The sequence below is a fragment of the Chryseobacterium sp. JM1 genome, assembly GCF_000737715.1.
Taxonomy (GTDB): Bacteria; Bacteroidota; Bacteroidia; order Flavobacteriales; family Weeksellaceae; genus Chryseobacterium.
In genome coordinates this window covers 93,474-114,006 of the sequence record NZ_JPRN01000013.1, presented here as the reverse complement: position 1 = coordinate 114,006, position 20,533 = coordinate 93,474, and the positions used below count along the sequence as shown (strand labels likewise).

The 20,533-nt window shown below is 39.4% G+C and carries 23 protein-coding genes; 14 read left to right on the top strand and 9 right to left on the bottom strand.

What is annotated here, in order from left to right; translation table 11 throughout:
- Positions 1–58 precede the first annotated feature (58 nt).
- Together IW22_RS19055 and IW22_RS19050 are read left to right on the top strand one after the other, a co-directional pair.
- Positions 59–1,438: an MFS transporter gene (locus tag IW22_RS19055; RefSeq protein WP_034729731.1), complete on the top strand. Its 1,380-nt coding sequence runs from the start codon at positions 59–61 to the stop codon at positions 1,436–1,438.
- A 42-nt stretch (positions 1,439–1,480) separates the two neighbouring features.
- A complete protein-coding gene (locus tag IW22_RS19050; RefSeq protein WP_034729729.1) occupies positions 1,481–1,867 on the top strand; it encodes a hypothetical protein in 387 nt (128 codons plus the stop codon).
- A gap of 140 nt (positions 1,868–2,007) precedes the next feature.
- Here IW22_RS19050 and IW22_RS19045 read toward each other — a convergent pair whose 3' ends face one another.
- The gene (locus IW22_RS19045) at positions 2,008–2,628 is read right to left on the bottom strand and encodes a helix-turn-helix transcriptional regulator (RefSeq protein WP_034729727.1); all 621 of its coding nucleotides are present in this window, start codon (positions 2,626–2,628) and stop codon (positions 2,008–2,010) included.
- 192 nt (positions 2,629–2,820) lie between these two features.
- Between IW22_RS19045 and IW22_RS19040 the strand changes: the two genes are divergently transcribed.
- The 7 genes from IW22_RS19040 (at position 2,821) to IW22_RS19010 (ending at position 9,068) form a co-directional block, all read left to right on the top strand.
- Positions 2,821–3,447, top strand: a complete 627-nt coding sequence (locus tag IW22_RS19040) for a superoxide dismutase (RefSeq protein WP_034729725.1) — start codon at positions 2,821–2,823, stop codon at positions 3,445–3,447.
- 159 nt (positions 3,448–3,606) lie between these two features.
- A complete protein-coding gene (locus IW22_RS19035; protein ID WP_034729723.1) occupies positions 3,607–4,107 on the top strand; it encodes a DUF2480 family protein in 501 nt (166 codons plus the stop codon).
- A gap of 6 nt (positions 4,108–4,113) precedes the next feature.
- Positions 4,114–4,668 carry an NADPH-dependent FMN reductase gene (locus tag IW22_RS19030; RefSeq protein WP_034729721.1) on the top strand — a complete coding sequence of 185 codons (555 nt, stop codon included), beginning with the start codon at positions 4,114–4,116 and terminating at the stop codon, positions 4,666–4,668.
- A gap of 42 nt (positions 4,669–4,710) precedes the next feature.
- Positions 4,711–5,034: a 2Fe-2S iron-sulfur cluster-binding protein gene (locus IW22_RS19025; RefSeq protein WP_034729718.1), complete on the top strand. Its 324-nt coding sequence runs from the start codon at positions 4,711–4,713 to the stop codon at positions 5,032–5,034.
- 159 nt (positions 5,035–5,193) lie between these two features.
- Entirely contained in the window at positions 5,194–5,544 is a 351-nt protein-coding gene (locus IW22_RS19020) for a 4Fe-4S dicluster domain-containing protein (protein ID WP_034729715.1), read from the top strand.
- A 207-nt stretch (positions 5,545–5,751) separates the two neighbouring features.
- A complete protein-coding gene (locus IW22_RS19015) occupies positions 5,752–7,899 on the top strand; it encodes a S8 family peptidase (protein ID WP_034729712.1) in 2,148 nt (715 codons plus the stop codon).
- A 122-nt stretch (positions 7,900–8,021) separates the two neighbouring features.
- Positions 8,022–9,068 carry a hypothetical protein gene (locus IW22_RS19010; RefSeq protein WP_034729709.1) on the top strand — a complete coding sequence of 349 codons (1,047 nt, stop codon included), beginning with the start codon at positions 8,022–8,024 and terminating at the stop codon, positions 9,066–9,068.
- A gap of 157 nt (positions 9,069–9,225) precedes the next feature.
- Here IW22_RS19010 and IW22_RS19005 read toward each other — a convergent pair whose 3' ends face one another.
- The 5 genes from IW22_RS19005 to IW22_RS18985 form a co-directional block, all read right to left on the bottom strand.
- Positions 9,226–10,164 carry a ketopantoate reductase family protein gene (locus IW22_RS19005; protein WP_034729807.1) on the bottom strand — a complete coding sequence of 313 codons (939 nt, stop codon included), beginning with the start codon at positions 10,162–10,164 and terminating at the stop codon, positions 9,226–9,228.
- 344 nt (positions 10,165–10,508) lie between these two features.
- On the bottom strand, positions 10,509–11,090 hold the full coding sequence (locus IW22_RS19000) for a Crp/Fnr family transcriptional regulator (RefSeq protein WP_034729804.1): 582 nt from the start codon (positions 11,088–11,090) through the stop codon (positions 10,509–10,511).
- Between the two features lie 76 nt (positions 11,091–11,166).
- Complete coding sequence (locus IW22_RS18995; RefSeq protein WP_034729707.1) at positions 11,167–11,529, bottom strand: hypothetical protein; 363 nt, start codon at positions 11,527–11,529, stop codon at positions 11,167–11,169.
- A 17-nt stretch (positions 11,530–11,546) separates the two neighbouring features.
- A complete protein-coding gene (locus IW22_RS23810) occupies positions 11,547–12,539 on the bottom strand; it encodes an MsnO8 family LLM class oxidoreductase (protein ID WP_051891312.1) in 993 nt (330 codons plus the stop codon).
- Positions 12,540–12,590: 51 nt separating this feature from the next.
- A complete protein-coding gene (locus IW22_RS18985) occupies positions 12,591–13,727 on the bottom strand; it encodes a tetratricopeptide repeat protein (RefSeq protein WP_034729704.1) in 1,137 nt (378 codons plus the stop codon).
- A 397-nt stretch (positions 13,728–14,124) separates the two neighbouring features.
- Here IW22_RS18985 and IW22_RS18980 point away from each other — a divergent pair, with 397 nt between their 5' ends.
- The 3 genes from IW22_RS18980 (at position 14,125) to IW22_RS18970 (ending at position 16,650) form a co-directional block, all read left to right on the top strand.
- The gene (locus tag IW22_RS18980) at positions 14,125–14,883 is read left to right on the top strand and encodes a helix-turn-helix domain-containing protein (RefSeq protein ID WP_034729702.1); all 759 of its coding nucleotides are present in this window, start codon (positions 14,125–14,127) and stop codon (positions 14,881–14,883) included.
- Positions 14,884–14,908: 25 nt separating this feature from the next.
- Positions 14,909–16,069: an FAD-dependent oxidoreductase gene (locus tag IW22_RS18975; RefSeq protein WP_034729700.1), complete on the top strand. Its 1,161-nt coding sequence runs from the start codon at positions 14,909–14,911 to the stop codon at positions 16,067–16,069.
- Positions 16,070–16,146: 77 nt separating this feature from the next.
- Entirely contained in the window at positions 16,147–16,650 is a 504-nt protein-coding gene (locus IW22_RS18970) for a DinB family protein (protein WP_034729698.1), read from the top strand.
- 368 nt (positions 16,651–17,018) lie between these two features.
- Here the strand turns inward: IW22_RS18970 and IW22_RS18965 are convergent, their stop codons facing one another.
- From IW22_RS18965 to IW22_RS18955, 3 genes are all read right to left on the bottom strand, one after another.
- A complete protein-coding gene (locus IW22_RS18965) occupies positions 17,019–17,783 on the bottom strand; it encodes a hypothetical protein (protein ID WP_228384069.1) in 765 nt (254 codons plus the stop codon).
- A 76-nt stretch (positions 17,784–17,859) separates the two neighbouring features.
- Complete coding sequence (locus IW22_RS18960; protein ID WP_034729696.1) at positions 17,860–18,762, bottom strand: helix-turn-helix domain-containing protein; 903 nt, start codon at positions 18,760–18,762, stop codon at positions 17,860–17,862.
- Between the two features lie 17 nt (positions 18,763–18,779).
- Positions 18,780–19,784 carry an aldo/keto reductase gene (locus IW22_RS18955; RefSeq protein ID WP_034729795.1) on the bottom strand — a complete coding sequence of 335 codons (1,005 nt, stop codon included), beginning with the start codon at positions 19,782–19,784 and terminating at the stop codon, positions 18,780–18,782.
- 120 nt (positions 19,785–19,904) lie between these two features.
- Between IW22_RS18955 and IW22_RS24480 the strand changes: the two genes are divergently transcribed.
- Both IW22_RS24480 and IW22_RS18950 read left to right on the top strand, forming a co-directional pair.
- Positions 19,905–20,042 (top strand): hypothetical protein, encoded by a 138-nt coding sequence (locus IW22_RS24480; RefSeq protein WP_165571911.1) that lies wholly within the window; start codon positions 19,905–19,907, stop codon positions 20,040–20,042.
- Between the two features lie 9 nt (positions 20,043–20,051).
- On the top strand, positions 20,052–20,429 hold the full coding sequence (locus tag IW22_RS18950) for a VOC family protein (RefSeq protein WP_034729694.1): 378 nt from the start codon (positions 20,052–20,054) through the stop codon (positions 20,427–20,429).
- The last annotated feature ends 104 nt before the right edge of the window (positions 20,430–20,533 follow it).

Sequence of the window (20,533 nt, the reverse complement as noted above, 5' to 3'; positions counted from 1 at the left end):
TATCCTCCAAAAGTACAATTTTACCAGTACAATAAGCGGGTAATTTTGCAGAAAAAATGTGAACATCTACCCCAAACGGTGGCAGGCACTCGGTTATCTAACCGCGGGCGCTTTTCTTTCGCCTCTGGATTATTTTATCGTCAATATGGCACTTCCTTCCATTAAAAAAGCGTTCAACGCCAGTGATCACCAGCTGCAGTTGGTTGTCGCGATTTATGGATTGACTTATGCCGCTTTGGTAGTATGCGGAGGCCGTCTGGGAGATGTGTATGGCAGGAAGAAGATATTCATCCTTGGATTGTACATTTTTTTACTTTCTTCCCTTGCCTGTGCTTTTTCTCCTGATATTACATTTCTCATTATTGCCCGCCTGTTTCAGGGAGTCGGAGCTTCTTTTCTGGCACCTCAGGTTCTGGCTTCCATAAGGGTTTTGTTCAGTAGTCATGAGCAGCCAAAGGCAGTCAGTATATTCAGTTCCGTATTCGGGCTTGCGTCTGTTGCAGGGCAATTGCTGGGTGGTTTTCTGCTTAATCTTCACTGGACCGTATTTTCATGGGAAATGGTATTTCTGGTTAATGTTCCTGTCACCATATTGTGTATCATTGGTATTCATTTTACCATGGATAATAACCGTGAAGACAAAAGACAAAATATTGATTTTTCAGGAGCTTTCCTGCTGATTATATCATTGTTGATGCTCATCTGTCCTATTATCTTCGGTCGGAAATACCATTGGGCCTGGTGGATTTTTGCGATTCTATTATCCGGACTTTTACTGTTAATGATATTTTACAGATATGAGGTTAAATCATTGCGTAAGAACAATCCTGTATTGATAGACCCAACTCTTTTGCAGTACCGCCCATTCGTTCTCTGTCTTCTGATTATTTTCTTTTACAATTTCACATCCGGACTGTTTATCTGTTATCCGTACTATCTGCAGCAATTTTTGCATCAAAACCCAATAGAAACAGGTTTGGCAATTATTCCTTATGGGATTGCTTTCTTTCTTGGTCCGTTACTTGTTCCGAGGATAAAAATTTCTTCCCATATTATGATCTATATAGGCCTGGGTCTATTGATTACAGGATTTTCCCTGACCTCCCTATTCATTGATCTTCAGGAAAAACCTTCTTTTGGAACAGATGTCAGTCTGTTTGTAGCAGGACTGGGTCATGGTATTATTATGCCGGTAATGATGCGGAAAGCGATTGCTTTGATCAGTAAAGAAAAAGCAGGACAGGCATCAGGATTGATCAGTATCAGTATACAGATTGGAAGTGTAACCGGAGGCACCATTATAGGAACCATCTTTTTCAGTGCTATAGAATATTGGGGATTTCCGAAAGCTTTTGCGCTGGCTGTTTTGATGATTGGTGCCCTTCAGATTATTGGAGTTTTCATTAATAAAATCCTGCTCAGACTCAGTAAAAACTAGTTTTCATTCTTCATTAATACAAAACATTATATATTTAAACTTATGAACAATACAGAAAAAGTCATTAAAGAAATTAAAGAATTCCATACGGATATTGAAGCATGGTTTCGTGGGGTAAAAGATCAGGAAAGCCTTTATAAAAAGCTTTTGGCGGGTTTTAATACAGATTTCAAAATGATCAATGGTAATAATGATACCATCACCTTAGCCGCCTTTTCAGAATGGCTGCCGGGAGCATATGGCCAATTTCCGGACCGAAGCATCGTTCTTGAAAATATAGAGGTACATACTACAGAAGGTCATGGATTGGCATCCTATGTTGAGATTCAGACGACTGGAAGTACGGTAACACGCAGGAAATCATCAGCCGTCTTTGTGATTGATGAAGAAAGAGCATTTTGGATTCATCTTATTGAGAAATGGATTTGATGTTTGATTCTTAGGTGTTTTTAGATTTTGGCTAAAGCCTTTATTACGATTAAATTGAAAGCGAGCGGGCTAAAAGCCCGCTCCTATTGATGTTTACTATAATCTGCAACCTTTTACCTGCAACCTCCTACCTAAAAAAATCACCCACTTATTTTATACACGCATCGCTGCCCACCGGATAAAATGTGATTGATCCTTTCCACCTGATAATTTTTACCAATCAGGTTTTGGAAATTAGAGAGTTCAGCACGGCAAAAACCCTGACATTCAGTAGCAGCAGCACAGATCGGGCAGTGATTTTCAATCAGGAAATAATCATTTCCTTCTTTGATCCATTCTGCCATATATCCTTCTTCACTACGGACTTTTACAAGGACATCCAAACGTTGCTCCAAAGATTCTGCTTTCACTAAAGCCTTTTCATAGCGTTCATAAGTATTTTTTTCTCTGTCATTGATGAGAAGATTCAAGGCATTTTCTCCAAGAAGATTTTTTACAGACCGAAGGATCTGAACCGTTACATCCGCATGAGAATCAGGAAATTGAGAAAGCCCTTTCTCCGTAAGTGTGTAGTAAGTAGATGGCCGTCCCACTCCCTCACTTTTGGTGACAGATCTGATGAGTCCTTCCTCAGCAAGGTTTAATAAATGCTTCCGTGCTCCCTCCTTTGTAATAGCGAGTTCTTTAGAGATCAAAAGGGATGTTGCTTCTCCTCTCATCTTTAAAAACATCAGGATACGGTCTGCTGCCGGCTTCTTCATTTGACAATATTTGAGTTGTTTTATTTACTACAACAAATATAGTCATTTTCTATAATTTATCATTTTATACATCAAATACATACAAATCAACCAATTGCATTCAATTCATATCAATATATAAAACAACCAATAAGTTGTTTTATTAAAATATATGTTTACCTTTGAAACACATTAATCAAAAAAATAAAAGAAATGAACTCATTTACATTGCCTCAGCTTCCTTATGCTTATGATGCACTGGAACCATTTATAGATAAAGAAACAATGACGATTCATCATCAGCGCCATCACCAGGCGTATGTTGATAATTTGAATGCAGCCTTAAAAGCATCTGAAGAAACCTCTACCGATTTGGATTCCATCCTTCAGAGAATAAGCGAATATAGTCCCGCAGTAAGAAATAACGGAGGTGGCCACTACAATCACTCTTTATTCTGGGAAATTCTTTCTCCTCAGCCTAAATTAAACCCTGAAGAAAAATTGGCAGAAACAATCAATTCCACTTTTGGAAGTCTTGAAGATTTCAAAGCCGAAATGAAAAAAGCCGGTTTAGGGCAGTTCGGATCCGGATGGGTTTGGTTATTTGTGAAATTCAATGGTTCGCTGGCTATCGCTTCAACACCCAATCAGGACAATCCTATGATGGATACCCAATCTGTCAACAGAGGTTTTCCGATTCTTGGGATCGATGTGTGGGAACACGCTTATTATCTGGCTTATCAGAATAAAAGAGCAGATTATTTAGATTCTTTCTGGTCGGTTCTCGATTGGTCGGTTGTAGAAAAAAAATATGAAGAAGCGCTTTCAAAAATCAGATAAATCAAGTTTAACATGACCTGAATTTGGGTTAGGAAAATTAAGATTTGGAGATTGGAAGTTGTCAGGATGATCTTTTCTTATAGTCATCTTAAGTTCTTTTGGGCTTAATAACTTCCCTGTTTCAGCTTTAAATTCCTTATCTTAACAAAAGAATCAATTATGGATCAGAAAATTTTCATCAATAAAGCAGAAGTCTCGGGAATCATTGCGCTTGATCTTTTAAATTATAAACCTAGTACAGAAATTGTAGAACTGGATATCAAGGACCATCTTTTTATGGGAATGATTGTAAAGGAGAAAGAGTTTAAGGAATCCATTGCTGCTGTAGATTTTTCTGTGTACAATGAAAAAGCGGTAGGGATCATCTGCTCTACGGATGCTATCATTCCGCCGTGGGCCTATATGATGTTAATGGAAAAATTATCTCCGTATGCAGTTTATGCAGATTTAAACAATGCGGAAACGATCCTGCTGGATCTCTGGAAGCGCCGCCTCATGTATGCAGATTTGAAATGCTATAAAAATCAGAAAGTGGTCGTCAGGGCAAGAGCCGATCATGATCCATCACTCTATTTATTGGCTGCCGGTCTCCTGAAACCTTTAGTTAAAACCCTGATGTACGGCGAAATAGGCCTGCCGAAAGTAATTTTTAAAAGTTAACTCATCATGAAAGCAATTATATTTAACGGCTCACTGGAAAGAAGATCTGAATCCACATCGGGCCGGATTTCGCAATATTTCGCAGAAAAGCTTGAGCAATCAGGTTTCAGTAGTGAAATTTTCACATTGGCTGATTCAGGGATTCCTCTATTTGATGTTACGCTTACTAAAACACCATTGGCTGTAGAACGTATGACTCAACTGTTTCTGGATGCAGATATCCACTTCTGGCTTGCCCCACTCTATCACGGAAGCATTCCCGGAGTGATGAAGAACTGCCTGGATTGGCTGGAAGTTACCTCAGGACATTATCAGCCTTACCTTACGGATAAAACGGTTGGACTGGTTTGCTGGGCAGATGGTCTGCACGCAATGCAGGGCATCAATACCATGGATGTTGTTGCTAAATCTCTTCGCGCCTGGCCGTTACCGTTCAGCGTTCCAGTCATTAGACCGGCACTGTTTGATCATGAAGATCCAACGAAAATATCTTCCCTTTACGCTGATAAATTTGATAAACTGATCAGCATTGCTACCACAAAAAAGATAGAAAGAATATAATAAAACGAATACGATAAGAACTATTAAAATTGGCAGATTACAATGAAGGATGAAATTACAATTACAGTAAAAGATCAGGAAGGAAATATTCATGAACTAATTTGCCCTCTGGAAATGGGCCTTAGCCTAAAAGATATCTGTAAAGCTTACGATCTGCCTATGGAAGCCATGTGTGGAGGAATGGTCATGTGTGCAACCTGTCACTGCTACATTCTGAATGAAACAGCAGTGTTGCCGGAAAAAGGAGATATGGAAGAAGCTCTTTTATCGGAACTTTTCACAACCACTCCTGCAAGCAGACTGGCCTGCCAGATTCAGCTCACCGCTTCAATGGACGGACTTTCCATAGAAATTGCAAAAAATTAATTCAATAAAAGTATAAAGAAGACTGCTTGAGCAACGATCTGATCAATGCTTAAAGCCAACTGTTTTTTTCATTTAAGTTATGTTTAGACGGAGGGGTTTCCAGGGCCGTAAACCGAAGGAAATCCCTTTTTTAAAAAAAAATCTGTAAAATCAATATATATGGCTATCACAATAACAGATGACTGCATCAACTGCGGAGCCTGTGAACCTGAATGTCCCAACTCAGCAATTTATGAAGGGGCGATCGACTGGCGTTGGCAGGATAAAACAAAACTTTCCGGAAAAGTTGTCTTTCCGGATGGAACAGAAGCCGATGCAGATGCCTATCAACAGGCGTATTCGGATGATGTTTATTATATCGTACCCGGAAAATGTACCGAGTGTAAAGGTTTTCATGAAGAGCCTCAGTGCAAAACAGTTTGCCCTGTAGACTGTTGTGTAGACGACCCTGATCATCGTGAAACAGATGAAATCCTGTTTGACCGTCAGCACTTTCTCCATATGGAATAACGCTTATTTTGATAAGTTGGATCAACTAACACATAATAAAAAACAATACATTGATTAACAAAATATTATATATTTTCAAGCTAACAAAATAAACGATTGATCTTCCAAACTGTTAACAACTTTTTAATAGCCTCTGCTTTACACATTATAATAAAGTTCTTTTAATTGCAGAATCATTTTTGATGTAAATTTAAAAACACTTTATGTATGAAGAAACATCTATTCCTTATCAGTACACTGGTGACTTTTTTAGCCACGGCCCAAGATAATGAGGCGCTTAAAAAACAATTTGAAAAACAAAATAAAGAGAATACCGAAAGATTTGATTCATTTATTTCAAAACAATATGGATCAAAGGAAAAAACTCCGGAAGTTCAAAAAGAAATTGAAGAAAATAAAAGCAAGCTGGGAGGTTTTCTGCCGGACGGAAAGCCATTTTTTCTTCAGACCCATGACATGGACCAAATCAAAAATTCCAATTCTGATTTTCTTCAGAATGGAACAGTAAGCGGTCTGACGGGTAGTTTTAACGGGGAAAATATAAAATTTACTATTTTTGACGGCGGAGATATTGCCAATTCAGGCCGGGTATTTGCGGAGCACGTATTTTTCAACAATCTCCCCAACAGAATTAGCAATAAAGAAGCATCAACCATGAACTATGGGGGTCATGCGACTTCTGTTGCCGGATTCATCGGAGCAAAGCCATACACTCAAACCGTAACTTTCACAAACGGAACGACCAAAACTATCAATTTTCAGGGAATTGCCAAGAATTCCACCATCGATTCCTATGCTTTTGCAACAACGACTTTACCAGGCAATACTTCTTCAAGTACTGTCTTTCAAAAAATATTAACAGCACAGCCTAAAATATCCAACCATTCTTACGGGGTCAATGCCGGCTGGAATTTTCAAAAAGTCAATGGAGCAGATGCATGGGTATGGAAAGGCAGTTTTACCAGTCCTGCCACTTCTTATGATCTTCAGGGAACTTATTTTGACAATGATCAGAATTATGATCAGATTGTATATACCAATCCTTCCTATGTCATTGTAAAATCAGCCGGAAATTACTATGAATACGGTCCTACTTATCCCGGAACTTCAGGATTTTTAAAATACTATACAGACAACAATAACAACCCTGTTCAATTTGCAGCAACCGATACCCAACCTGCTACGAATTGTGGGTCAGGATACGACTGCATCGGTCCGGGTTCGCTGGCTAAAAATATCATTGTAGTAGGTGCAACTGATATTATAACCGCCAATGGAGGAAGATATACTGTTGCTGCTGATGTCGTACATTCCGATTACAGCAGTGCAGGACCAAGAGATGATGGTGCCGTAAAACCCGATATCACTGCAGTTGGCACAAACGTTGGGAGCGCTTTGTCGGCAGAAAATACTACAGGTAGCCAGGCATTTACTGTGGGCAGCGGAACTTCTTATTCTGGGCCGGTAGTCGCGGGAGTTATCGGACTTTGGACACAGATCAGCAAACAGCTTTTTGGAGGTGCGGAACTTAATGCAGCCTCTGCTAAAACTTTAGTGGTCCATTCTGCATTGGAAGCCGGCAACATCGGGCCGGACCCACACTTCGGGTGGGGATTTATTGATGCTAAAAAAGGAGCAGAATTATTAATAGGCAAATCAAACAATACCATTCTGTTTAATAATGAGACTTTAGCCAGTGGCACCCCCAATAAAAAGAGAGTGATCGCTTCGGGAAGCGAACCTTTGAAAGTAACCGTTTCATGGGTAGATCCTGCCTATACAGTTCCTGCTAATTTAACATATGAAGCAGCTTACAATAACAGAGCTTCAAGATTAATCAATGATTTGGATGTAAGAATTATTGACACGACCACCGGTGCCGTTTATGAGCCCTGGAAATTAAACGCCTTAAGCCCGATGACCCCTGCTACAAAAGGAGATAACACGGTAGACAATGTGGAACAGGTGATCATCCCAACACCAGCTGGCGGACGGGAATACCGGATTGAAATAACGAACAAAGGCAGTCTCATCAATGGTACCGGAGCTAATGCACCACAAAATTATTCTATTCTGGTTTCAGGATATACTCAGGTTCTTGCTACGGATGAAAAAGCCACACAACAGGAAGATATTGCTGTGGTCCCTACAGTGACTAAAGATATTGTTCAAATAATAAAAGCTCCGAAAAAATCTGTTTATGCAGTTTACGATATGTCGGGTAAAAAACTGCAGACTGGCATCATTAGCAATGACCGGGAAACTTTGAATTTGTCATCGTATGCCAAAGGTATTTACCTCATTGAAATTAAAACCGAAAAAATAAATATTTCAAAAAAAGTGATGAAGGACTAGTGTGTGATACTGCAGGTAGGATTTTAAATTATACCTGCAGTTATCTAAAGAAATTCTAAAAAATTTATTCATCTCCTATTTGAAATGAGTCTTATTTATATTAATTCAAAGACACCAATATTATGAAAAGAAAGCTAAAGCTTCTAAGCATTATGTACAGTTTATTAACCGTTTCCATAACCCATGCTCAGACCGGAATCAAAACAGAAACTCCTCAAAGGACACTTCACGTCAATGGATCATTACAGGTCACCAAAGAAGTGAACGTAGGAGGAAATGCCAACACAGCAGGTTCTGCAGGAACATCAGGCCAGGTGCTTACTTCTAATGGAACGGGTGTAGCCCCTTCCTGGACCAATCCGTCCGAAATCAGCAGTGGCATCTATATGGAGGACGGTACATTAAAAGGCAACAGAACCGTAGCACAAGGTGATAAAACGATGTCTTTTACCGGAACTGCTGTTAATGCTTTTTCGGTAGATGGGCCCACATTTTCCGTAGATGTTGCTGATAACAGAGTAGGAATTGGAACTTCTACTCCTCAAAAACAAATACACGTCAACGGGGATCTCCAGCTTACCAATGAACTTAATGTAGGAGGAAACGCAACAACGGCTGGAAGTGCTGGTACAGCAGGACAGGTTCTTACTTCCAAAGGTGCTGGTTTCGCTCCTGAATGGCAGGCTGTAGATGCATTGAAGGGAGCTATAGCTAACTCAATATATATTCAGGGAACAACTACTTTAACGGTAAATCAGGGAAATACTTCGGATGTACCGGGCGTTTCAACAACGATTACCGTACCGGCAGGCAAAACCCAAACTGTTCTCTTTATGATTTTAGGATATGCTATCCGGCAATTTAATGCAAATGGAGCTTCCTCTCAGGGCGTTTTTTCCTTATTACAGGATAACGTAAAAATTTCCTCAGGCTTTGCATCTTCAAATTCTTCCACTTCTTCTTATGTTGGAGCGTTACTCAATTTGCCCGCTCCTGTGAACTTTTTTAAAGCAATCCAACTATCAGAAGGAACATATACTTTCAAAGTACAGTATAGCGCGTGGGCCTCATCACAGGTCGTCAATTATAATCCAACCAACTATGCCGGTTACAATGGCGATAATGAAGCTATGTTGACGAAAATGCAGGTGTTTGTTTTTAATAATTAATATCAAAAATAAACGCACACAGAGTAATTATAAAAAATAATAAAACCATAACATTCTTTTTATAAATGACAGACAGGAGGGGTTCTTTTTTTCTCATCCTAGATGATTTAGAATATTCGATTTCATTCTCCCGCCCTCCTGTACTGTTTTTAGTCTATCATTTAAAGGCTTTTATTTCATCATATATTTTTGTGGTAAAAGGTGTTTCCAGTCCCAATTCTTTTCCGAAATTCAAAACGGCACCACCCAACAGTTCCAGTTCATTATTTTCTTTACCGGAATTCACATCAAGTTGCAGAGAAGTTGGTGTTTCAAAGGGAAACGTTGCTGCTTTGTCAAAGGTTTTCTGAATGATATCTTCCTCTAAAATAATTCCTTTTTGATCCGCAATCATTTTTATTTCTTTCATCATCTCAGAAGCTTCATGTCTCTGCCCTTCATCCATCGCTACCATTCCGATAGAAGAATTATGTTTCGCCGTTACCAAGCCAAAACTGGCGATGAAAATATATTTGGTCCAGATATCTGTCAGTGAGTTATCTTTAAAATCAAAATCGATTTTGCTTTCTTTCAGCAGATCTGCGATCCAGTTTATATCCGAAGAAAAATGCTGAGGATCTCTGCCTACGATCATCTTTCCTGTTTTTCCTTTATGTTCCACTACCCCTTTTTCTTTAATATGGGAAGCTACATAAAGACATGTGGGCAGAATAATATTATCAGGAAGTATTTTTCTTATTCTTTCATAAATATCCGCACCGTTCATCATAGGAAGCAATACTGTTTCCCTGTTTATCACACCTTTGAGCTGATTACATATATTTTCCAGATCGTATTCTTTCACACAGATCAACACCAAATCCGGATCTTGTACATCATTAATATTCTGTACTGTGGCATCAGGATGAGTATAATGTACAGTATGTTCAGGTGATAGGAGAATTAGCCCGTTTTCCTTTACTTTCTGATACGTTTCTCCTCTTGCTATAAAAGTGATCTTATATTTTTTGGAAACTTCATTTTCCTGACTGATCTTAAAACCGAAATAGCCGCCTACTCCGCCCAATCCGGCCACTACAATATGTTTCTTAGTCATAAATTTATTTTTAACAAAGATGGCTTTCATATTTGAATCGATCACTTGACAAATGCGAAGAAATTGGATTTCAGAATAAGGCTGAGGCAAAGGTTTAGACTAAGATTGGGGTGGAAGATAGATTCAAGAACCAAGAGCCAAGATGCCAGACGTCAGATTTCAGATTTCAGATTTCAGACGCGAGACACGAGATTTTTTAGGTTGAGGTTAGAAATGTCAATGGTGATTGGTAGATTCAAGAGCCAAGACACAAGATGCCAGATACTAGCTCAACAATTTCGAACCAGCAACCGACAACCAGCAACTCATTACTCTAAAACCTTCCGACTCTGAAACCTGTACAATTACATTTTATTGATGTCTCTTCTGATCCTGCTCAGTGAACTGTCTTTAATTCCCAGATAAGATGCAATAACTTTCAGTGGTACGTGCTGGAAAATATCTGGATGTTTTTTCATCAGATTAAAATACCGTGTTGAAGCTTTCTGGCTTGCCATTTCTATCAGCCGGTCGTGGATGCTGTAATAATTCAGGACAAAAAGAAGCCTGCTGAATTCTCTGAATTCCGGAATGTTATGAAAATTATGCTGCACATTTTCGAGGCCCGTTTCCCAAAAAGAACAGGCCGTCATGGTTTGATAGGTTTCTTTTGCCGGCTGCTGTCTGAAGAACGACAGAAAGTCATTGACAAAGCAGGGAGCCGCGTAAATATTGGTGGTGATCTCTTCATTATCCTCATTCAGAATAAAGGAACGGACATAACCTTTCTCCAGAAAAAATGTTCTGGTACTCACCTCATCTTTACGCAACAGGATTTCACCCGCTTTTAACCCAAAGTGACTGAATGTTTCTGTAATTTTCTCCACCACTTCTTCTTGAATGTCAAATAAAGAGTGAAAATAGGTGTTAATCGATGATTTGTCCATAATATTCAATGAATTTCCCGCAACTTTCAAAAGTACAGAAATTCCATGAGAATTTCCATGGATAAAGACATTGTGACTAGAACTCCTCCCAGCCTTCATTCTGTGGATCATACTTGACAAATTCGCCGGTATCGGTAAATTCAGATGCCGTCATTCCCACTTCAAAAATAGAGCTTTCACTTAAATTCGCATTGAAATACAGTCCTTTATCCGTCAGTAAAACATTTCCAAAATCTTCGTCAGGATGACTGAAATGAAGTCCGAAATCATCTTCTTTGGCCAGCTCAAATTTATACTTTAAAAGACGTTCTTTTAAGCCTGCCACCTGTTTTTCTGTAAAGGGGGCAAGATTTTCTTCACGGTCAAAAAAGCTGTCGTCATTGGCTGCCTGCTCTTTTTCTTTTGTTTCAAGGGTGAATAACTGGATACTGTAGCTCATAAAGGAGGATGTAATTATTAATGGGCCAATATAATACTTTTATAGGTATCCAGGCGGTCTGTTTCCCGATACATATTACAAAGAAGCAAAAGTTCATCTGTATGATACTCTTCAGCCTTTTCCCGGAGCCTTCCTGAAATATTTCCGGGAGTATCGAGAATAATATGATCCAGGATTTTAAAAAATTCTTCCTCGTCTTCTGTTCCCAAAATTCTCTGTTCAATGGTTTCGGTGGGGAGAAGAGCTTCGGGAGCCTGAATATGTCTCGCCTGCAGAAACTGATAAGCCATTCCGTAGGCATTATACCGGGCAGATCTCAGATCTTCCGCGACGGATACTGCAACAGCAACCTGCAGTGAAGGAGCCGGACTGTATTGGTTTCTGTCAAATTCATTTAAATAGGTTTCTGTACTTTCCAAAGCATGACCGTTTCTCATAAAATCTGCATAGGAATATCCTACTCCATGTTTTGCAGCTTCTGTAGCAGACTGAATCCCGGAACCTAACCAAAGGATTTCGGGAAGTTGGACAACATCTGTGGGTTGAGCGATAAGCCCATCATAGATCCCTTTTTCTTCTGTGATATATTGGATAATTTCTTCAAGTTTTGTTTCCTGACTGGATAGAATAACAGGTCTGTGATTATTTAGAGCAGAAACAGCATCTTTTAAACCTCCCGGCGCTTTACCTAAACCGAGAATAAAACGGTCAGGATACAGACTTCCCAGCATTTTGGCCCATTCAGCGATTTTATAAGCAGAATAATTCTTCATCATAATGCCTCCCGTTCCTACTTTGATGCGTTTTGTCTTACTTAATACCACTGCAGAAAGAATCTCAGGACTTGAGCTTCCATAGGCTTCTATGCCATGATGTTCGGAATAGATGATACTGTGAAAACCTGCTTCATCTGCAAATACGGCGAGATCAATACTGTTCTTTAAGGCCTGTAGAGGACTTCCACCTTTAATAGTTGGAGACTGATCCAGAATGCCTAATTTTAATTTCATACCGCCTGTTTACTTTACTGTAAAACTAAAATAAATTATTGATTGAAAGGCTTATGTTTTTGAAGTTAATGCCGTGATCCTTGCTTTTGCATAGGCGATTTGTTCTTTCTCTTTATCTTGATCCGGTTTATTTTTCAGGTATAGATTATAGTAAGTCACTGCATTTTTGGGCTGTTTCAGGTTGAATTCAAAGAGAAGTCCCAGATGGTAATAAATAGCGCTGCTGTTATTAAACATAAGGCCTCTTTTGTAAGCCTCCAAAGCCTCTGAAAACTGATTTTTCTTCTCATAAATACCCGCTAACGCAATATAATAAAGTGCTGTATGATTAGATATTCCTTCTTCTATAGTCTTTTTCGCATATTCAGTGGCCTTATCGTATTCCTTCAGCTCACGGTAGCTCAACGCCATATAATACAAAGTTCCCTCATTCTGAATGCCTAGATCTTCCAGTGTTTTAAAGACATCTGCACACCTCTTATACTCCTTCAAATAGAAATACGCCTGCCCCATCTCATTGATCACATTGGCATCCGCTTTCTCTTTCACTAGTTTCTCGCCGGTTTCAATGACCTCTTTATACTTCCCCAGTTGATTGGCCAATGGAAGCTGGGCCAGCTGCAAAGTAAAATTACCCTCATCAGCATCTATAGCGGTCTTTAGAATGTCATAGGCCTGCTGATACTGCTTAAGTTCACGGTAAGTTGCAGAAAGGTCATAAGCAACATCGGGGTCTGTTCTGTTTAAAGTATTAGCTTTTTTAAGGTAGTTTAATCTTGCTTCCGCAGTATCTCCAAAACCTGCCAGTTGTCTGTAAGCATTGAAATTAAGGCTATCTAACTGAATAATCTGTAAGAGATAAGTTTTAGCTTTGGTTCCGTTTCCCCTTCTGGAATTAATATGGGCTAAACTGAATAGAACAGGAATATTATTGGGTTCAGCAGCATTCACTTTGATATAATTTTTCTCTGCTTCCGAAAGTTTTCCGGACATCATATAACAGTAAGCCATTTGAGTTAATGCTTTGATATCCTTTGTATCTTCCGGATAGATGCTCTGCAGATATTGTGCGGCATCGGCATAACGCTGAGACTCATAATATTCAAGAAGTTTTTCTTTATCAATACCCTGAGCAGTAAAGGTTGAAATACCAAAAATAAAAAGACAGATACAAAGCCAGATTTTCATACTTGTGATTTGTAACTAAATTATCAGTTATTTAAATATCTTCCAAATTTTAAACCCAAATTATTCACATTATGAAGATTTACGCTTAAAGAATGTCAATGGGGAATTTTGCTTCGCAAGTGAACGGGGAATGGCAGATTCAAGAAACAAGATTTTTAGACATCAGACGATTATCTATTAGTTAACGATCAACCAGCAACTAATAAACCAGCAACTAGCATCTTGAAACTCAAAACTCATCATTCATAACTTATAACTCTCTACACCCCTTACCCAGTACCTTCATGTAACATTACTATCCCGCACTCAGGCTAAAAACAGGTCGCCGTGCAGAATTATTCTGTTCAATTACAGTTTTTTCGTAATTTTCTCTTTTGAAATACCGGACTGCCATTCTATGAACAACGAATTCTACTGTCAATTTATCAAGCCTGATTTATCTCTGAACAGCTTTGTAGAAAACATCGGTATGTTTCATAATCCGACAGATATACCTAAAGAAGTTGTGGTAATGCCCGACGGAAGAGTTGATCTCTTTTTTATGCGGTCCGGACCCAATGATCCTTTTCATGTTTTTCTTATCGGCCTGGAAACGGCACCGGAACAGAGAGAAATTCCACCGGGAACCATAGCCTATGTGGTCAGCTTCAGACCCATAGCCGTTGAATATATTTTAAAAACCTCCATTGCAGATCTGCTCAATACAGCAAAAGTTCTTCCTGATAACTTTTGGAATCTCACGGCAGACGATCTCAAAGACCTTGAAACATTCACAAAAAAAATAGCCCAAATCGTAACGGATCTTCTCCCGGAAACCGTTGATGAAAGAAAACGTAAGCTTTTCGACCTTATCTATTCCTCAAACGGTGAGATGAGTGTAAAGGAACTTTCGGAACAGACAGGCTGGAGCAGCAGGCAGATCAACCGTTATTTTAATCAGCAGTTTGGACTTTCTTTAAAGGCTTATTCAACTATTCTTCGTTTCAGAGCATCTTTGGAGCATATTGCTGAGGGTAAGCTGTTTCCGGAACTTAATTTTGCAGATCAAACTCATTTCATCAAAGAAATCAAAAAATTTTCCGGCGTGGCTCCTAAAGAATTATCCAAAAACAAAAATGACCGATTTATACTATTATCTGTATTGAAACAGAAATAATTTTGCATTAGTAAAACAAATTACAATGCTACTAGAAAATAAATCAATCGCTATAGTAGGCGGAGGTCCCGGAGGGTTGACGCTGGCCAGACTTTTACACCTTAAAGGTGCTGACGTAAAAGTATATGAAAGAGATCTCAATAGAAATGCAAGAGTACAGGGCTCTCCGCTCGATATGCATGAAGGTTCGGGAATGGATGCTATACGCGGTGCAAAACTGCTGGAAGAATTCAAACAGAATTATCGTCCCGGTGCCGACAAAACACTGATCGTGAATGAACATGCAGAAATAATTTACAGTGACCATGAGACAAAACCTAATGAGGATTTCGGGAATCAACATTTCCGTCCTGAAATTGATCGTGGACCGTTAAGAAATATGCTTCTGGACTCTCTAAAACCAGAAACCGTGGTATGGGACAGTCATTTTGTCTCGATGGAAGCGCAAAATGGAGGCTGGCTTTTACATTTTAAAAACGGTTCCTCAGCATATGCAGATATGGTGATTGCAGCAGATGGAGCCAATTCAAAGATCCGCCCTTATCTAACAGATCTGAAACCGATCTATTCCGGAATTTTAATGCTTGAAGGAAATGTTCCCAATGCTGAAAAATCCGCTCCTCATGTTAAAGAACTGATCAAAGACGGTAAAATAATGGCTTTCGGAAATAATAAAAACATTCTGCTGGGTCAGAAAGGAAGCGGGGATCTTGGATTTTATGCCAGTTTCAGAACATATGAAAATTGGGCAAAGGAAAGCGGGCTTGATTTTTCTGATCAAAAGCAGATCCTGGAATGGTTTAAAAACGAGTACCCCGAATGGAACAGCATCTGGTACGAGCTTTTCGAAAATGCTTCGGTTCCTTTTATTCCGCGACCTATCTATTCGATGCCTCTGGATCAGACATGGGAAACTCAGCCTAATCTGACTTTGATTGGTGATGCTGCTCACGTGATGCCTCCTTTTGCAGGAGAAGGTGCCAATATGGCGATGCTGGATGCTTTAGAACTTAGTCAGTGTCTAACGTCTGATCACTTCAGCACACTACAGGAAGCTATTTCCCATTATGAGCATCAGATGCAAAAAAGAGCTGCTGAAGCCACCAGAGAATCTTTGGAAAACGGTGATAAGATGCATTCTGAAACCGCACTGGCTACGATGCTGGAATTTTTCACCAGTCATTAAGTTTTAACACAAAATAGTTTGAAATGTTTTGCCCGTTCCTGAATTTTCAATAATTTACATGATCAAAAGATCGAGTCATGGAAATCACTTCTGTACAGTCATTTATTGATTATTATGAAAAAGTACGGGCCAGAACGCTTCGGCTCATTGAAGTTGTTCCGCCGGAGCATCTTGATTTCTCCTATAAACCGGGAAAATTTACCATCGGTGATCAGATCCGGCATATTGCTGCCATCGAAAGGTATATGTATGGGGAAACCATTTCGGGAAGAAAAAGTGCTTACCAGGGTTGTGGAAAGGATCTGGCAGACGGTTATGACCCTATTCTTACGTTCTTTAATGAAATGCACCGACAGACGATAGAAATCATCAGCGGACTTTCTGATGAAGACCTGAACCGAAAATGTCTGACACCTCCGGAGAATGAAATTTCCATCTGGAAATGGTTAAGAGCTATGATAGAACATGAAATCCACCACAGAGGCGAACTGTATATTTATCTTAATCTTCTGGATGTGAAAACTCCGCAGATCTACGGCTTTTCGGCTGAAGAGGTTCAGGATATGAGTGTGAAGTTGTAGCTACAGGTTGCTGGTTATCAGTTGCTGGTTGTCAGTTGCTAGTTAAAATAATGCCGTTGGTTTGTTGGTTCTTTGTAAATAAGTTAACCCGACCATTGTTTAGATGCTTAGAAAAGCGGATGGATTTTGGATAAACGCAAGGGCGCAAGGTTTTTCTAAATGTGAATAGGTAAGGCGCAAGAAAATCAAAGATTTTCAGCAAGGTTAAAGGTGGTCTAATGCATATTTTGAATCTTAAAGGTTTTGAAGCCCAACTTTAATCTAAAATTCTAAAATCTGGCATCTTGGTTCTTGGTTCTCAAATCTACCACATCTTCCACCTCAAACTCAGTCTAAACCTTTATCTCAACCTTAGTCTGTTATCTGCTTTAATCATAAAAATCAAGTTCATCAAAATCCTTGATCTCTGAAAGGGTCATCAGTTTTGTGGTTTTTAGTTTTTTCCAGCTGTCTTCAAATACTTCGTCACCACCTTCCGCGCCTTCATTGACGTTGCTTTTATCAAGCTGTTTTCCGGTTAAAAAATTAATACTGGTTGTACTGTTCACTCTTGGCCCTGTATTGGAGCTGTCATCATAACCTATCAGTTCAAAATCTGAGCTTCCATATCTGAAAGTATAGGTCCAGTAGCCATATCTGCCATGGGCATAATGAATGTACAGCTTTCCTTTTTCAGCGTAAACATCCAGTTCGGGTGCGTAGTAAACGCCTCCTTCTTCGTTCTCTGAGGAGAAACAGGTTTCATTTTTGGAAGCGAGTTCATACACCTGACCTTTTTTAAAAAGAACAATAATTCCACGGCGGTTGCGGTCTAGCTTTCCGCGATATTCGTCGGTAATGATATTAGCAGGGTCTATTTTTTTGATGATAAGGATGCAGTCTTCTGCCCCATCTTTATTTAAGTCTCCGAAAGATTTATCAAAAATCTTATAGCCATCCGGGACAAATTCGGCGGGATATTTTTTAGTTTCAACAACGGGTTCTGTCTTTTCAGAGTTGGTAACTGTTGTCGTATTTGTTGTGGTTTTATCAGAAGATTGAGGCTTTTTTTCCTCTTTTGCACATCCACAGATCAGGATAAGTAATAAAGGAAACCATGTGAATTTGAAAAAGCCATGCATATTTTTTTTCATAAGTGATCAGGTTAGCCATAGAGGCAGAACCCAAATGTAAGCATTTCAGTAAATTCCTTCAAAATAGTTTTTTGAATCAGTTAAAACGAAATCCTGCTCTGAATTCTAAAGGAGCCATTCTGGTTTTCTTCTTAAATAATGTACTGAAAGACTGAGCGTGTTCAAATCCTAAACTGTACGCGATTTCACTCACTGACAATTCAGTTGCAGACAACTTTTCTTTGGCTTTACTGATCAGCTTTTCATGGATATGCTGCTGGGTATTCTGGCCTGTCTGAATCCGGAGAAGATCACTCAGATAATTGGGTGAAAGGTTCATGGCTTCTGCGATGAGATGTACGGTTAAAAGGCCTTTTTCTGCAGACTGTTCCTGATCAAAATAATCATTCAGAAACTTCTCAAATCTGGCCAGAAGCTGCTGATTGCCATTTTTCCGGGTAATGAACTGGCGCTCGTAAAAACGGTTGGAATAATTCAGTAACAAATCAATTTGAGACAGAATAATTTCCTGGGTATGCTGATCGATATGCTGGCATTCCTTATCAATTTTCTGAAGAATCTCAATCAGGTTAGTTTCTTCATCTTCAGACAAATGCAAAGCCTCATTCACTGCATAGGAAAAGAATCCGTAAGTGGAAATGGTCTGGGCTAAAGGATGTCTCAATATAAAATCTTCATGAAAGATCAACAGATATCCTGCCCCACATTCCATGCTGTCCAAGTCGAGATACTGCACCTGATTGGGCGCAGTAAAACTCAGAACTCCTTTATCGTAGTCATAATGCTGCTGGCCATACCTTACTTTTCCTTTTGATTCCCGTTTCATGGCAACACAGTAAAACCTGTTGACAAAACCCTTCCAGACTTCGTCCTCCAGAAATATGCTTTCGGATAAATTGATGACACTTACCAGCGGATGTTTGGGCTCCGGCAGCGACAGTAAACGGTGAAAAGCGGAAACAGACTGAATGGTATTCATAGCTTATGATGTATAGTTTAATCTAAAAGCCCCATGCTGAACTCATCATATGGAGCACCTGTATCTGTTCCCAAAGGTACGATACTTTCCAGTTTTAAAAGATCGGCTTCACTTAACTGAATTCCAGCCGCTTCAATATTCTGTTCCACATATTTTCTGCGCTTGGTTCCGGGAATCGGAATGATGCCTTTACTGATGATCCAGGCCAGAGCCAGCTGTGAAGAAGTGATATTCTTTTCTTCAGCCATGCTTTCTACAGCTTTTACAAGTTCAATATTCTTATCAAAATATTCTCCCTGAAAACGGGGAATTCCTCTGCGGAAATCATGTTCCGGAAGATCATCGATGGAACGGATCTGGCCTGACAAAAATCCACGACCCAATGGTGAATACGCTACAAAACCTACTTCCAGCTCTCTCAGTGTTGCTAAAACTCCTTTCTCTTCTGCTGTTCTTTCGAATAAAGAATATTCGCTCTGTACAGCAGTAACGGGATGAATGGCATGTGCCCTCCTTACGGTTTCGGAAGATACTTCGGACAAACCGATATATCCAACTTTTCCTTCCTTAACAAGATCACTCATGGCGCCAACGGTTTCTTCAATCGGAGTATTTTTATCAAGGCGATGCATGTAATACAGATCGATATAATCTGTTTTTAAATTTTTGAGGGATCTTTCCACAGCCTTTTTCACGTAATCTTTGGTTCCGTTGATGGCCCAGGTTACTTTATCCGAATCATCTATTTCCCATCCGAATTTCGTTGCGATAATGTACTGATCCCGGTTATTTCCGATTGCTTTGGCGATAAGCTGTTCGTTTTTAAACGGTCCGTACAGATCGGCGGTATCCAAAAAGTTTCCGCCTAATTCAAGGGAACGGTGGATGGTAGCAATGGCTTCGTTTTCATCTGCTTCCCCATACATATTGGCCCCTTCAAAACCGGTCATTCCCATGCAGCCAAGGCCGATATTGGGGATCATCAGACCCTGGCTTCCTAATTTTACCTGATTCAATTTCATATTGTTGATTTTTATTGATACAAAATTCAGCATAAATCAGCAGGCGGATGTTTGCAGAATCACGAATGTTGTATGTAAATCACCGAATTGTATTTTTCTTAAACCAACAGCTTTTATTCTATGATCATTTATATTATTTCATCCGGAAAAGCTTATTATTTAAAACGAAAAGAATATTCCGATAAAAAGTTTTACATATATTTGAAAACAGACGGAAGCACAGATCAGCTTCCCGATGATCTTAATTCTAACGATTAAAAAATAGACATGAAAAAAGTAACAGGAATCGGAGGTATCCTTTTCAAATCAAAAGATCCGGGCGCAATGAACGAATGGTATAAAACCCATCTTGGCCTTGAAACAAGTCCATACGGAACAAGTTTTGAGTGGCGTGAAAGTGAAGATCCCAACAAAAAAGGGTTGACTCAATGGGCTCCTTTTGCAGAAAATACAAAATACTTCGAACCTTCTGAAAGGGATTTTATGATCAATTACCGGGTGGAAAATCTGGAAGCTCTGTTAGAGGAATTGAAAAAGGAAAATGTTACAATCCTGGACAGTATTGAAACTTATGATTATGGAAAATTCCTTCATATTCTTGATCTTGAGGGCAACAAGATTCAGCTGTGGGAACCCATTGGCTAAAAACAGAAAGAGTCCGACAATACGCCGGACTCTTTCTTCACAAAAGGTACCATGAAATCTGTCTCCAGTTCAGGACAGGTGATTAATCTGCCTTTTCAACCTGA

What these genes read in the sequence shown, in the direction of transcription:
- IW22_RS19010 (WP_034729709.1), top strand. Translation starts at nt 8,022, where the DNA reads ATGAAAAGAAAGCTAAAGCTTCTAAGCATTATGTACAGTTTATTAACC.
- IW22_RS19035 (WP_034729723.1), top strand. Translation starts at nt 3,607, where the DNA reads ATGGATCAGAAAATTTTCATCAATAAAGCAGAAGTCTCGGGAATCATT.
- IW22_RS19045 (WP_034729727.1), bottom strand. Translation starts at nt 2,628, where the DNA reads ATGAAGAAGCCGGCAGCAGACCGTATCCTGATGTTTTTAAAGATGAGA.
- IW22_RS19005 (WP_034729807.1), bottom strand. Translation starts at nt 10,164, where the DNA reads ATGACTAAGAAACATATTGTAGTGGCCGGATTGGGCGGAGTAGGCGGC.
- IW22_RS18980 (WP_034729702.1), top strand. Translation starts at nt 14,125, where the DNA reads ATGAACAACGAATTCTACTGTCAATTTATCAAGCCTGATTTATCTCTG.
- IW22_RS19050 (WP_034729729.1), top strand. Translation starts at nt 1,481, where the DNA reads ATGAACAATACAGAAAAAGTCATTAAAGAAATTAAAGAATTCCATACG.
- IW22_RS18960 (WP_034729696.1), bottom strand. Translation starts at nt 18,762, where the DNA reads ATGAATACCATTCAGTCTGTTTCCGCTTTTCACCGTTTACTGTCGCTG.
- IW22_RS18965 (WP_228384069.1), bottom strand. Translation starts at nt 17,783, where the DNA reads ATGAAAAAAAATATGCATGGCTTTTTCAAATTCACATGGTTTCCTTTA.
- IW22_RS19040 (WP_034729725.1), top strand. Translation starts at nt 2,821, where the DNA reads ATGAACTCATTTACATTGCCTCAGCTTCCTTATGCTTATGATGCACTG.
- IW22_RS19025 (WP_034729718.1), top strand. Translation starts at nt 4,711, where the DNA reads ATGAAGGATGAAATTACAATTACAGTAAAAGATCAGGAAGGAAATATT.
- IW22_RS24480 (WP_165571911.1), top strand. Translation starts at nt 19,905, where the DNA reads ATGATCATTTATATTATTTCATCCGGAAAAGCTTATTATTTAAAACGA.
- IW22_RS19020 (WP_034729715.1), top strand. Translation starts at nt 5,194, where the DNA reads ATGGCTATCACAATAACAGATGACTGCATCAACTGCGGAGCCTGTGAA.
- IW22_RS18970 (WP_034729698.1), top strand. Translation starts at nt 16,147, where the DNA reads ATGGAAATCACTTCTGTACAGTCATTTATTGATTATTATGAAAAAGTA.
- IW22_RS18975 (WP_034729700.1), top strand. Translation starts at nt 14,909, where the DNA reads ATGCTACTAGAAAATAAATCAATCGCTATAGTAGGCGGAGGTCCCGGA.
- IW22_RS19030 (WP_034729721.1), top strand. Translation starts at nt 4,114, where the DNA reads ATGAAAGCAATTATATTTAACGGCTCACTGGAAAGAAGATCTGAATCC.
- IW22_RS18955 (WP_034729795.1), bottom strand. Translation starts at nt 19,784, where the DNA reads ATGAAATTGAATCAGGTAAAATTAGGAAGCCAGGGTCTGATGATCCCC.
- IW22_RS18985 (WP_034729704.1), bottom strand. Translation starts at nt 13,727, where the DNA reads ATGAAAATCTGGCTTTGTATCTGTCTTTTTATTTTTGGTATTTCAACC.
- IW22_RS19015 (WP_034729712.1), top strand. Translation starts at nt 5,752, where the DNA reads ATGAAGAAACATCTATTCCTTATCAGTACACTGGTGACTTTTTTAGCC.
- IW22_RS18995 (WP_034729707.1), bottom strand. Translation starts at nt 11,529, where the DNA reads ATGAGCTACAGTATCCAGTTATTCACCCTTGAAACAAAAGAAAAAGAG.
- IW22_RS23810 (WP_051891312.1), bottom strand. Translation starts at nt 12,539, where the DNA reads ATGAAATTAAAATTAGGCATTCTGGATCAGTCTCCAACTATTAAAGGT.
- IW22_RS19000 (WP_034729804.1), bottom strand. Translation starts at nt 11,090, where the DNA reads ATGGACAAATCATCGATTAACACCTATTTTCACTCTTTATTTGACATT.
- IW22_RS18950 (WP_034729694.1), top strand. Translation starts at nt 20,052, where the DNA reads ATGAAAAAAGTAACAGGAATCGGAGGTATCCTTTTCAAATCAAAAGAT.